At 59.5% G+C, this 12,816-nt stretch carries 12 protein-coding genes; 2 read left to right on the plus strand and 10 right to left on the minus strand.

Annotation, left to right across the window (positions count from 1 at the left end):
• Window positions 1-161: 161 nt before the first annotated feature.
• From ACP15V_RS09335 to ACP15V_RS09345, 3 genes are all read right to left on the minus strand, one after another.
• Window positions 162-509 carry a RidA family protein gene (locus ACP15V_RS09335; RefSeq protein ID WP_424943419.1) on the minus strand — a complete coding sequence of 116 codons (348 nt, stop codon included), beginning with the start codon at window positions 507-509 and terminating at the stop codon, window positions 162-164.
• Between the two features lie 99 nt (window positions 510-608).
• A complete protein-coding gene (locus ACP15V_RS09340) occupies window positions 609-3,695 on the minus strand; it encodes a DNA translocase FtsK (RefSeq protein WP_424943420.1) in 3,087 nt (1,028 codons plus the stop codon).
• A 10-nt stretch (window positions 3,696-3,705) separates the two neighbouring features.
• Entirely contained in the window at window positions 3,706-4,887 is a 1,182-nt protein-coding gene (locus ACP15V_RS09345) for an aminotransferase class I/II-fold pyridoxal phosphate-dependent enzyme (protein WP_424943841.1), read from the minus strand.
• Window positions 4,888-5,114: 227 nt separating this feature from the next.
• Here ACP15V_RS09345 and ACP15V_RS09350 point away from each other — a divergent pair, with 227 nt between their 5' ends.
• Window positions 5,115-5,744, plus strand: a complete 630-nt coding sequence (locus ACP15V_RS09350) for a hypothetical protein (RefSeq protein WP_424943421.1) — start codon at window positions 5,115-5,117, stop codon at window positions 5,742-5,744.
• A gap of 90 nt (window positions 5,745-5,834) precedes the next feature.
• On the opposite strand, the gene ACP15V_RS09355 is transcribed toward ACP15V_RS09350, so the two are convergent.
• Window positions 5,835-7,163: an amidase gene (locus tag ACP15V_RS09355; protein ID WP_424943422.1), complete on the minus strand. Its 1,329-nt coding sequence runs from the start codon at window positions 7,161-7,163 to the stop codon at window positions 5,835-5,837.
• Window positions 7,164-7,210: 47 nt separating this feature from the next.
• On the opposite strand from ACP15V_RS09355, the gene ACP15V_RS09360 reads away from it, so the two are divergent.
• On the plus strand, window positions 7,211-8,473 hold the full coding sequence (locus ACP15V_RS09360; RefSeq protein WP_424943423.1) for an FAD-dependent monooxygenase: 1,263 nt from the start codon (window positions 7,211-7,213) through the stop codon (window positions 8,471-8,473).
• Window positions 8,474-8,693: 220 nt separating this feature from the next.
• On the opposite strand, the gene ACP15V_RS09365 is transcribed toward ACP15V_RS09360, so the two are convergent.
• The 6 genes from ACP15V_RS09365 to ACP15V_RS09390 form a co-directional block, all read right to left on the minus strand.
• Window positions 8,694-9,389, minus strand: coding sequence for a DUF3800 domain-containing protein (locus ACP15V_RS09365; protein ID WP_424943424.1), 696 nt, complete (start codon window positions 9,387-9,389; stop codon window positions 8,694-8,696).
• A gap of 116 nt (window positions 9,390-9,505) precedes the next feature.
• Window positions 9,506-9,706 carry a Trm112 family protein gene (locus tag ACP15V_RS09370; protein WP_424943425.1) on the minus strand — a complete coding sequence of 67 codons (201 nt, stop codon included), beginning with the start codon at window positions 9,704-9,706 and terminating at the stop codon, window positions 9,506-9,508.
• Window positions 9,703-10,335, minus strand: coding sequence for an LON peptidase substrate-binding domain-containing protein (locus tag ACP15V_RS09375; RefSeq protein ID WP_424943426.1), 633 nt, complete (start codon window positions 10,333-10,335; stop codon window positions 9,703-9,705). Before ACP15V_RS09375 ends, ACP15V_RS09370 begins: the two co-directional genes overlap by 4 nt.
• Window positions 10,336-10,360: 25 nt before the next feature.
• A complete protein-coding gene (locus ACP15V_RS09380; RefSeq protein WP_424943427.1) occupies window positions 10,361-11,266 on the minus strand; it encodes a tetratricopeptide repeat protein in 906 nt (301 codons plus the stop codon).
• A gap of 199 nt (window positions 11,267-11,465) precedes the next feature.
• A complete protein-coding gene (locus tag ACP15V_RS09385; protein ID WP_424943428.1) occupies window positions 11,466-12,254 on the minus strand; it encodes an exodeoxyribonuclease III in 789 nt (262 codons plus the stop codon).
• Between the two features lie 106 nt (window positions 12,255-12,360).
• On the minus strand, window positions 12,361-12,747 hold the full coding sequence (locus ACP15V_RS09390) for a VOC family protein (RefSeq protein WP_424943429.1): 387 nt from the start codon (window positions 12,745-12,747) through the stop codon (window positions 12,361-12,363).
• Window positions 12,748-12,816 lie beyond the last annotated feature (69 nt).

Below are 12,816 nucleotides of genomic sequence, written 5' to 3' on the forward strand. Positions count from 1 at the left end.
TGTCAGCACGGGGAATTCTTGATCCGGCCAGAATTTGGCACCAGCACCGTGAAACTTTAAAGTTTTTGGGGTCTCAATGGGGAAAGTTTAAACTTTTTAAGGGCGAAATTCCAAAAGTTTAACGTTTTGCGCCGCAGCTTTGGGACACCGCGGCGCAATACTCACTCGTCGTAGGCGGCGGTGATGATGATCTCGACCTTCAGCTCGGGACTGGCAAGATGGGCTGAACCACAGGCGCGGGCGGGCGCATGGCCCTTGGGCACCCAATTGTCCCAGACGGCGTTCATCTCGTCGAAATCTTTCATATCATCCAGCCAGATGATCGCTTGCAACATCTGTTTGGTCGAGGACCCGGCCTCTTCCAACAGCGCCTCAATGCGGGACAGGCATTCGCGGGTCTGATCGGCCACGCTGTCGCCGCGATTTCCGACCTGGCCGCAGAGGTAAACCACCCCTTTGTGTTTGACGATCTTGCTCATGCGATCGTTGGTGTAACGTCTTTGTATCATTCTATTGCCTCAGGGATGCGCGACGCGAGTCGCGGGGGTCTTTGTCGCCCCCTACGCTCGGTGCTTTAGATTAATTTTTAGTTGTTTTTGAACGATCCGTTACTGCTGCTCCGGGATCAAAATCTCGCGTTTGCCCACATGGTTCGAGGCAGAGACCAGACCTTCGTCCTCCATCTGCTCGACCAGGCGCGCGGCCTTGTTGTAACCGATGCCCAGTTTGCGCTGGATGTAGGAGGTCGAGCATTTGCGATCCTTGATCACAATCGCCACCGCCTGATCGTACAGCGCGTCTTCGCCACCCGTATTACCACCGGTGTTCAGGCCAAGCACCGCATCGATATTGTCGGCCTTGTCATCCGCCGGGCCATCCACAACGCCGCCGATATATTCGGGCGGGCCATAGGATTTCAGGTAATTGACGATTTCCTCGACCTCTTCATCCGAACAGAACGGCCCATGCACACGGGTGATACGCGCACCGCCCGCCATGTAAAGCATGTCGCCCATACCCAAAAGCTGTTCCGCGCCCTGTTCGCCAAGGATGGTGCGGCTGTCGATTTTCGACGTCACCTGGAAGGAAATCCGGGTGGGGAAGTTGGCCTTGATCGTGCCGGTGATCACATCCACCGACGGGCGCTGCGTGGCCATGATCAGGTGGATGCCCGACGCCCGCGCCATTTGGGCAAGGCGTTGGATGCAGGCCTCAATTTCCTTGCCAGCGACCATCATCAGGTCGGCCATCTCGTCGACGATCACCACGATATAGGGGATCTTTTCGGGCGCGAATTCTTCGGTTTCAAAGATCGGTTCGCCGGTGTCGTCGTCAAAGCCGGTCTGAACAGTGCGTTCAAACATCTCGCCTTTCGCGAGCGTGTCGGCCACCCGGCCATTATACCCTTCGATATTGCGCACGCCCATTTTGGACATTTTGCGATAGCGGTCTTCCATCTCGCCCACCACCCATTTCAGCGCAACAACCGCCTTTTTAGGGTCGGTCACAACGGGGGACAGAAGGTGCGGGATGCCGTCATAAACGGACAGTTCCAGCATCTTCGGGTCGATCATGATCATCCGGCATTCCTCGGGCGGCAGGCGATACAAGAGCGACAGGATCATCGTGTTGATCGCCACGGATTTACCGGACCCGGTGGTGCCTGCGATCAGCAGGTGGGGCATTTTGGCAAGGTTTGCGACAATGGGATCACCGCCGATATCCTTGCCCAGCGCCAGCGGCAGGCGCATGTTTGCGTCGCCAAAATCACGGGTCGAGAGGATTTCGCGCAGCACCACTTTTTCACGGTTGTCATTGGGAAGTTCGATGCCAATCACGCTACGGCCCGGCACGGTTGAGACGCGAGCAGAGAGCGCAGACATGGAGCGCGCGATGTCGTCAGCAAGGCCGATCACGCGGCTGGCCTTCAGGCCCGGCGCGGGTTCGAGTTCATACATGGTGACCACGGGACCGGGGCGGACGGATACGATTTCACCCTTGATGCCATAGTCATCCAGCACGGTTTCCAGCATCCGCGCGTTTTCTTCCAGCGCCTCGTCCGACAGGTGGTGGCGGTCGATGGTCACCGGGTCGGTCAAAAGGCCCAGCGGGGGCAGTTCGAACGCGGGGCGGTTGTCGTCGAATTTCAGGCTGGGTTGCGCTTCGGCCTTGGCCCGAGTGGACGGCTGGACCGGTTTGCGTTCCTTGTGCTGCACCACTTTTTTGGTGGGCGTGGAGAAGCCCGCCTGCGCCGGGGTATAGACGCGGGGGGTTTCGGCGGGGGCCTCCATCAGGTTTTCCACAACAAGATCATCGTCTTGCGGGGCTGCGTCTTGAACAGTGTCCGCCACACGGTCGGTACGCCAGTCGGCCACGGGGGTGTCGGCAGGCACGGGGGCCTCGGCCTGCGGCGCGTCCATCATTTCCCCTTCCAACGGCGCGTCGACCATTTCGGCCATGGGTGCGCGCGGCGCGGTATCAAGGATCATCGGATCGGGCGAGCGGCGGTGGCGGGCCACGGCGCGTTCCAGGGGCGGTTCGTCACGCAAAACGCCGGGGGCATGGGGCACGGGCGCGGTGCGGGCGCGATTTTTCAGCGCGTTGGCGACCTTGGCCTTGATGCGATCTTCACCGCCCAGCCCTTCGGGGATCTCGCCCTCGAAAGCGGGCTGTTCGACCAGTTCCGGTTCGGGCTGAGGTTGGGCGCGGCGCATCAGCGAGGCCAACAGGCCCGGTTTGGGCGCAGGCGCGGGGGCGGCAGCGGCCATCAGCACGTCGGGATCATGTGGCGCATGCACGGCATCGGCCGCGGTCATCGGGGGTTCTGCCATGTGGTTGGGCAGGTGGTCGGGGCGCATGATCTTGGCGGCGCGCAGCGGCGGCGGGGCGGCGAAATCTTCGTCGTCGATCAGGGCCTCATCTGCCTCGACCTCATCCGCGGCACGGCGGCGTGCCTCTTTCCTGGCTTGCCGGCGCGACAGGTGGTGGGCATAGATCCCTTTGGCCGTTGCGCTGGCCCCGATGGCGGCTCCTTTGGCCGCGCCTTTGGCGCCACGCCCCAGAAGCGACATGACCGCGGCATAGGTCATGACCATGCCAAACAGCAGGAACTTTCCGATCCGCATCAATTCCGTCACGTTCAGGCCCAGCGCGTATCCCAGCACAATCAAAGTTGCGCCAGCGGACAGCAGGGACATCAGTTTCAGGCCAAATCCGGTGCCAAACGGCAAAGCGGCCAGGAAGGCCCCCAGCACGGTGTCGCCAAAGAGGCCGCCAAGACCAAAACTGTGGGTCCAGGCCGCGCCGGGCACCAACGTGGACGCGTAAATCGCGGCCATCGCCACGGCAATCGGGGCAAAGATCACGCGCGACACGGCCCGTTCGCCCCCCATATGGAAGGCAAAGCGCACGCCCCATGTCACCAGGATAAGCGGCAGCGCCCAGGCGCCATAACCGGAAATCACCGACAGCGGCGAGGCGACGAAGGCCCCAAACCAGCCCAGTGCATTTTTCGCAGGCGCATCGGTGGCGGACATCCAGCCGGGATCTTCGGGCGAGTAGCTGCCCAGGATCAATGCCACGATCACGCCAGCCACCATCAGCGCAATGCCGATCAGTTCCTTGCCGCGTTTTTCGATCACCGCCTGGGTGCCACTGTCAAAAATCGGATCCCGTTGTTTCGTCTGAAACGCCATTCCGCCTACCTCATGTATAGAGACAGTCGCGAAGCTTGATCAGCCCGCGCTGCATTTCTTGTTTTGGGGCCACCATGGCGGCCCGGATATACCCCTTGCCGGGGTTAAAACCATCTACGTCGCGCGACAGATACGCGCCGGGCAGCACCCGCACGCCGGTCTCCTGCCACAGTTTCACTGCCGCCGTTTCGCCATCCTCAACCGGCAACCACAGGAAGAACCCTGCCTCGGGCGACATGTAACCCCGGACGTCGGCAAACACCTCATCCGCGATCTTGTATTTTTCCTGATAGAGCGCGCGGTTCTCGGCCACATGCGCGTCATCCGCCCAGGCGCGCTCTGACACGCGCTGTAGCGGCATTGGGATCGGGGACCCCGCGTAATTGCGCAAGCGACGAATGCGGCTGATGCTTTCGGGGCCGGTTGCCACAAAGCCTGACCGCAACCCCGGAAGATTGGAGCGCTTTGACAGCGAATGGAAAATCGTCACCCGTTCGGGGTCCGCGCCGCCTTCTTGCGCGACCTCAAGCGCACCGACAGGTGGCGTGTCGCGGTAGATCTCGGAGTAGCATTCATCGGCAAAAATCTTGAAATCGAACTTTTCCGCCAACTGGATCAGATTGGCCCAGTAATCACGGTCCGCCACCGCGCCCTGCGGGTTGGCAGGCGAACAGATATAGGCCACTTCGACCCGGTTCAGCACATCGGCCGACAGGCTGGTGTAATCGGGCAAATGCCCGGTGGCCTCGGTGGCATGCACAAACATCGGCTCTGCCCCAATGGTGCGGGCGGCCACGGCATAGACCTGATAAAACGGATTTGGCGTCAGCACGATGGGCTGCTGGCCACGGCTGGTTTCCTCGGGGCAGAGCGCCAAAAGCGCGTTGTGCAGCCCTTCGCGGGTGCCGTTCAACGCCATGATCTGCGCCGCGGGCATATCCACATTATAGCGGCGTTTCAGAAAGCCGGAGATTGCCGACAGAAGCTCTGGCGTGCCCTCGTTCACCGGGTAGCGGCCAAATTCCTGTGCATGTGTCTGGATGATGTCCATCACCCAGTCGGGGAAGGCATGTTTTGGCTCGCCGATGGTCATATGCACGGCATCATCCCCCGGATCAAGATGATCCAGAAGCGCGCGCAAACGCGGAAAAGCATAGGCCGGTAAGCCGGAATACCGCTCGGGAAACGTCATCATGAACGTCTTTTTGCTGCCTCAGAAATCGGGATCATTGCGCCCCGTTTTTATCCACAATAGGCCGCAAAATTGCCGTGGTCCAGAAAAACCCCGGTATTTTCGTGCGTTGCAAAGGCGGGGTGTGGTTTTTTGGTCAGTGGGGTGTGGTTGGGAGAGGTGGCGCAGCGGGATTTTTAACCATTCAATTTTCTTGATCCAAGGGCGACATTCTGTAATCTGCGGTCATGATAAAAGACAGATACGGTCAAGAAATTTTCTCGGAAAACTCAATTATCGTTTTCGATACTTCTTTGGACTACGACTCAGAGCTGTTCGAGGACACGGTGGGTCTCAAATTACTCAACTTCGACCGCAATCAATACGCCTCAGCCTATGAGATCGACTTTGGAGCAGGTGCTGATTGGCCAGCGGTTGCTTATGAGGTCTTGAGCAGCGTTGTACCATTTTCTGCAATCGTAGCGGTTTTCTTCATGGGCGAACGTATTGAGAAGTCTGCGTTAGCTTGGAAGCGTGTGGCCACCAGCCTTATATCTCTAATTCCAAGAAATGGATTTACCGATGCCAATGGAGCTGCTTTGCTCGCTTTGGAGAAAGTCTTTGAATATACTAATAGTTCAAATGTCAAACTGTTAGCCTATACTTGGGTTGATGAAGAGGTCATGTTTTTTGATGAGCCTGATAAGGCAAAGGCGGCATTTGAAACAATCGCAAAGCTTGACGAGATTGACCCGCGCGAAAAACAGTTCGGAAGCGGACTGCACTCCCCGCCAACTTTTCTTTTCAAGTTCGACGCTGGCGAAAAGGAAGTTCTTGTGGCGGTCCGAAAGCAAAATGTGCGTTTGACTGAGCTATAAGTATTAACAATACCGCATCTGCGCGATGCAATGAACGGCATTGCGTTACAAGACGTGTTGGTTCGCATGGGCTTATCAAGCCATAAAGCCCTACCCCAACGCCGCCTCCGCCGCTGCCCCCAGCCGCAACAGACGCTCCTCCGCCATCGGTTCCCCCAGGAACATGATGCCGGTCGAGGGCAGGCCGGTGGGCAGGGTCAGACCGCTGGATCCCATCAGGTTGCCGATGCGGGTGTTTCTGAGCGCCCAGAGGTTTTCTTCGACGTAATAGTCACTCTCCGTCAGCAGGCGCTGCATATTGGGCGGCATGATGGTGGAGGTGGGCAGGACCACGGCGTCAAACCCTGCGGTCTGGGCGCGAAACTCCGCCCGCATCTTTTCCAGCGCCTGCCATGCCCGGATGAAATCGACGCCTGAAAACCTGGCCCCGGCCAGAAAACGGTCGCGGATCTCGGGGAACATCAGGTCGGGTTTCGCGTCGATTTCGTCCTTCCACGTCGCATAGGCCTCAGTCGTGAACAGAACGCCGGACAACGCCAGCGCCTCTTCCACCACGGGCAGATGGGCGCGGGTCACTTCGGCGCCATTGTCCATCAACCGGCCAATGGCGCTTTCAAAGCCCGCGCGCGGCTCATTGCGGGCATTGTCCAGTCCGTTTTCCAAAACCAATAGCTTCGTGCCGCGCAGGGTGGCCCCGCGCAAGTCTGCGGGCGTGCCGCCTTCCAAAGCGGCCAGCATCAGGGCGGCGTCTTCGACCGTGCGGCAGAGCGGACCAACCGTGTCAAAGCTCTTCACCAGCGGCACAACCCCTTTCAATGATAGGCGGCCAGAGGTGGTTTTCAACCCGACCAGATCGTTCCAGGCCGACGGGATGCGCACCGATCCGCCGGTGTCTGACCCGATGCCGCAAGGGGCCAGATCAAACGCCACCGAGGTCGCCGCGCCAGAAGATGACCCACCCGACACCGCGTCATGATCGTTCACACATGGCGAGGTTTCGGTGATCGGGTTGAGGCCAAGGCCCGAGAAGGCAAGCTCGCTCATATGGGTTTTGCCAAGGCAGACCAGCCCCTGCGCGGTGGCGTTTTTCAGGACTTGCGCGTCTTCGGTCGGGACGCGGCCCTTTAAAAACGCGGACCCGCTTTCCGTGGCCACGCCCGCCGTGTCAAACAGGTCTTTCCACGACACGGGCACCCCATCAACCAGCCCCCGGCGGTGGCCCGCCTTGGCGCGGGCGCGGGCGTCTTCGGCCTCGGCCATGGCGCGGTTTTCGGTCAGGCGGGCATAGATCCGGTCAGCAAAGGGGTGGGTGCGAATGGCGTCGAAATAGGTCACGGCCAATTCCACCGGGTCGATCTGCCCCGCCCCGATGGCACGCCCCAGATCGCCCACACTCATCTTCAACCACGCCTTGCTCATCGTCACCTCCTTGACCGTCGTGAAGGACGGTAGCGGCAGGATCGCACATGGACAATCCCTGCTGTTCGGGCGACAAAGGGCGCATGAAACTGGATGCTGATATTCTGATCGTGGGTGGCGGGCTGAACGGCCCGGCGCTGGGGCTGGCGCTGGCGGATTGCGGGTTTGACGTGACCATCGTCGACGCGATGCCGAAAGGCGCGCGAGGTGCCGATGATTTTGACGGGCGGGGCTATGCATTGGCGCTGGCCTCGCAACGCCTTTTGACCGCGATTGGTGTCTGGCCCAAAGTGGCGCCCCATGCCCAGCCGCTTTTGGATATCCGCATTTCCGACGGCCGCGCGGGCGAAGGCCCCGGCCCGTTTGTGCTGGAATTTGACCACGCTGAAATCGACGAAGGCCCGATGGGGTATATGGTCGAGGATCGCTTTCTGTCGCGCGCTTTTCTGGAGGCGGTAGAGGCCCATCCCAAGGTGACCCTGATTGATCAGGAGACCGTGGTGGCGCAAGAGGTGGGGCCTGCATCCGTGACCCTGACGCTTGGGTCGGGCAAGACGCTGACCGGGCAGATTGTGGTGGGCTGTGACGGGCGCAAGTCCGGGACAGGGGAGCGCGCCGGGATCACGCGCTGGGGCCATGATTACGGGCAGACCTCATTGGTCTGCGCGGTGGATCACGCGCTGCCGCACAATGGCGCGGCGCATCAATTCTTTATGCCCCCCGGCCCCTTGGCGATCCTGCCGCTGCCGGGCAACCAAAGTTCAATCGTCTGGACCGAAAGTCACGAGGAAGCCGCGCGCATTCAGGGGCTGGATGACGCGGGATATCTGGACGAGCTGCGCCCGCGCTTTGGGTCATTTCTGGGCGAGATTGGCCTTGCCGGAAAACGCTTTACCTATCCCTTGAACCTGACCGTGGCCGAGGCGTTCGTCTCTGTCCGGCTGGCTCTGGTGGGCGACGCCGCGCATGGGATGCACCCGATTGCCGGGCAGGGGTTGAACGCGGGGCTGAAGGATGTGGCGACATTGGCCGAGGTGCTGGCGCTGGCCAAACGGCGCGGCGAAGATATTGGTCGGATTGACGTGCTGGAACGCTATCAGGCGTGGCGCCGCTGGGACGTGATGCAGATGGTCGGCGCGACCGAGCTGACCAACCGGCTCTTTTCCAACGACAACCCCATCCTGCGCGCCACCCGCGACATCGGCCTTGGCGTCGTCAACGCCTTCCCCGGATTGCGCCGCGGCTTCATCCGCGAGGCGGCAGGGTTGACCGGGGATCTGCCGAGGTTGTTGCAGGGGCGGCAGATTTAAGGGGATATCCGTCCCACGACTTCTGAAGGATCAACGCCTGTAGATTGAATTGCCACCGGCAATTTATTCAGTTTTGCGCGTGAATGAAGCTAGTTCACATAGATCGCACAGCTATGTAACTTGATATTCATAATCAAATCGCTATATTTTCCCTAAAGGTCCCCCTCCGATGATAAGAACCCAAGGGGTTCTCCGCGAGGTAGTCGGAGGGGTCAACTTCCTAATAGTAGTAGCGAACTCCGGTTCTGAAGATATCGAATTCACTTCGTATCTGCGATGAAATAACTTTATGGGACTTGTCGTCACCTTGTTCCCATTTTCGATAAATTGCCCAATTGAAATAGTCGGCGACTTGCAGACCATAGTGTGCACGCGACGAATGGTGCACCACTCGATAGGGAACCCCTGCCGGGAGCATTCCTGCCAATACTGTTTTGACCGCTTTTTCAATGCTCTTTCGCTTTTTCGCCATTGGCAGGCTATCGGTTATAACAACAACCTCACCTACTGCATGCAGCGCCTGCTCGACGGCATATCGCAGAAGGTAACCCAGCATCTTAGGATAGAATTTTTCCGGCACCTGTAAAGCTGGCCCTGTTTTTCGTTTTTCAACTACAACTGCATCAACAGATTGCGGCAACACCGCCATTGAAAGCATGGAAAACACTTTGCCTCGAACATACCTGTTGTCATCAGCGCAATGGAAATACTCCATTTCAATACGCGGCTTTATTCGATGCTCAATGAGGTCATATTTGTAGGTGTCCAGTTCAGTATGAAGTTTGAACGGACGGAACATACTCACGCAAGTGAGGGTGAAGTACTTGGAGCCCTTTGCAGAAAAGTCAAAATTTCCTCCTTCATCCAAGAAGATATACAAAGTGGGCAGAGTGACGGTGGGTGCTTCTTCGGGCATTTCTCGGAATACTTACTTGCTCTAAGACTGGGAACAGTTTTAGGTTGTAATTTTGGCAAGAAAAAGAGGCTTTTCGGCTGAATACTCACATCCAGCCTTTTAACAACTTCCACCCCTCACTCCTCCAATTTCCGCGCCTCATCCACCAGCATGATCGGGATGCCGCCGCGGATTGGGAAGGCGATTTTGGCGGCTTTGGAGATCAGTTCCTGCGCCTCCGCATCATAGCTCAGCGTGGTCTGGGTGACCGGGCAGACCAGCGCCTCGATCATGCGGCGGTCGATTTTCGGGGCATCGGATTTCGGGGCATCAGTCATTGCAGTTTCTCATCCTTATCCCCGCAGCGCAGGGCAAATTCCATCAGGGCCATCAGTGTTTCGCGCCGCTGGGCCAGCGTCGGGGCCTCCAACAGCGCCTGTTTGTCTTCGGGCGCAAAGGGGCACAGGGTCGACAGCGCGTTGACCAGCAGCTCGTCCTCTGCCTCTTTCAAACTATCCCAGTCCGATTGCAACTCTTCCACCGCAAAATAGCGTGACAGAAGGTCCAGAAACTGCCCCCGATCCATGTCCGGGTCGCGTTCGGCCTGGCCCAGATCGCGGTGAAATTCACGCCAGTTGATGGTGGCGCGCAGATAAGGGGTGAAGCCCTCCTGCAGCTCGCCCAGCCGAAAGCGTGATACGCCGGTCAGGGTGACCATGTAGCGCCCGTCTTCGGTTTCGGTGAAGGAGGTGATCCGCCCGGCACAGCCAATGGCGTGCATCCGGTCACCGTCCCCCATGGTTTGGATCATGCCAATCATCCGCCCGGTGGTTTTCAACGCATCGTCAAACATCGCCAGGTAGCGCGGTTCAAACACATGCAAGGGCAGGCGCGCGCGCGGCAGCATAAGCGCCCCCGCAAGCGGGAAGATCGGCAGGGTATCCGGCAGGTCAGCAGCGGTGATCATATCCCACCCTACCCTGCGTTCGCGATTACACCAAGATCATTGAGGCCAATTTGCGACGACCGTTCAACGCCACCGGATCATTGGCGGCCAGCGCTTCGAAAATGGTCAGAAGCTGCGCCTTGGCGGCCCCATCATTCCACTCGCGATCGCGCCGGAACAGCTCCAGCAACTCGGCAACCGCCGCTTCATTGTCGCCAGAGGCATTGAGGGCCACCGCCAGGTCAAACCGGGCCTGATGGTCATTTTCGTTGGCCTCAACCGCGGCGCGCAGCTCGGCCACCGGGCCGGCATCTTCAGCCTGACGGGCCAGTTCGATCTGCGCGCGCGCGGCTTCCAGTTCCGGCGCATCGGCAATCTCAGCAGGCGCGCCGTTCAGAACCGCTTCGGCCTGATCCAGATCGCCCATGGCAATTGTCGCCCGCGCCAGACCGCCAAACGCGGCGGCCGATTTCGGGTCTTCCTCAAGGATCGCGGCAAAGGTCTGGGCCGCATCTTCGGCCGCGCCCGTGCCCAACATCTCTTCCGCGGCTTCAATTGCCTCGGTCAGGCCACCATCCCCGCCCAGGTCGGCCACTCGGTTGACGAAAGCCTCAATTTCGCTGGGCGGCAGCGCGCCCTGGAACCCGTCGGCGGGCTGGCCTTTCCAGAACGCATACACCGTCGGGATCGACTGCACCCGCAATTGGCCCGCGATCATCTGGTTTTCATCCACATTGACCTTGACCATGCGCACACGGCCCTTGGCGGCGGTCACAGCCGCCTCCAGCGCCGGGCCCAATTGTTTGCACGGGCCACACCAGGGCGCCCAGAAGTCAACAATCACCGGCACCTCATTCGACGCCTCGACAACGTCCTGCATGAACGTGGCTTCCGAACTGTCCTTGATCAGATCAGCGGCGGGGGTGGCGGCTTGGCCGAGGTCGAGTTCCATAGGGTGCGTCCTTCGTAAACGTGCGTTGCCCTTTAGATGGAGCAACCCCACGTCCCATGCAAGGCCCTGCCCGGGAACATTCCCACCCCTGACCCTTATTTTCTAATCAAAAATATCCCCGCCGGAGGCACAGGCTCACGAAGTGAGCCACCGCCAAGCCTGCCGACCGTCAGGTCGCAAAGGGCGCGGCAGCCCCTGATCAGAGATCAAAACTGGCAAAAACCGGCGCGTGATCCGAAGGCTTTTCCCATCCCCGCGCATCGCGCAACACGCGTGACCCGTGCGCCGCGTTGGAAATGTCCGGCGTGGCCCAGACGTGATCCAACCGACGCCCCTTGTCGGCCGCATCCCAATCCCGCGCCCGGTAGCTCCACCAGCTGTAAAGCTGTCCTTCGGGAATATCCTGCCGGGTCACATCCACCCAACCGGCGGCATCCTGCACCTCAGCAAGCGCCTCCACCTCAACCGGCGTGTGGCTGACCACCTTCAACAGCTTCTTATGCGACCACACATCATCCTCGCGCGGAGCGATGTTCAGATCCCCTACCAGAATGGATTTCCCCGGCGTCTCGGCGGCAAAATGATCGCGCATCTCGGATAGATAATCGAGCTTCTGGCCAAATTTCACATTCACCTCGCGATCTGGCACATCGCCCCCCGCAGGCACGTAGAAATTGTGGATCGTGACCCCGTTCTCCAGCTGGCCTGCGATGTGGCGGGCGTGACCGAGCGCGGCGAAATCGTGACTGACGACCTCGACCATCGGCAGGCGCGACAGGATCGCCACGCCGTTATATCCCTTCTGCCCGCGCGCCACCATGTGCTCGTACCCCAGCGCGCGAAACCCCTCGAGCGGGATCTTCTCCACCGGGCTTTTGCATTCCTGCAGACACAGCACATCCGGCGCCTCTTCCTGCAACAGCTTCAGCACAATCGGTTCACGCAGCCGGACCGAGTTGATGTTCCAGGTGGCAAGCGTGAAAGGCATGGGGGTCTCCGTCCGGGTCTATTGGGTGTCCCCGCAGATGATCCTATTTTGTTCTCAGGTGCAAGGGGAAGCTGTGGGCAGGCATGACCCCGCCCACAACCGGCCGTCACGCGGCGGGCTGATAGGAAATCACTTCCCATTCCACCCCATCATGATCGTCAAAGTAAAACCGTCGTCCCGGTTCGTAATCCGCGTGGTTATGCGGGGTGAACCCTGCTGCAGCGACCCGTTTTTCCGTCGCTTCAATGTCGTCGACCAACACCCCCACATGGTTCAACCCGGCACGGGTGGTGTAGGAATGCTGCGGGTTATTCATGTCCTGATTGGGGGTGTACAGCGCGACATAGCTGCTGTCGTCACCCACATGGGCGGTGTACCCACCCGACATCGCGTCCCCTTCCCAACGGATTTTCCACCCAAACACCGCCCCCAACCAGGCGGCGGTGGCTTTCGGGTCGCTGACGGTGACGTTTACATGTTCCAGAACTGCCATTTTGGCCTCCTTGATTTGATTCTGGACCTTTGATAATTCCTAAAGCTAACTTTAGCTCAAGCTATTTTT

Origin of the sequence: Aliiroseovarius crassostreae (assembly GCF_049803815.1) — a bacterium.
Taxonomy (GTDB): Bacteria; Pseudomonadota; Alphaproteobacteria; order Rhodobacterales; family Rhodobacteraceae; genus Aliiroseovarius; species Aliiroseovarius crassostreae_A.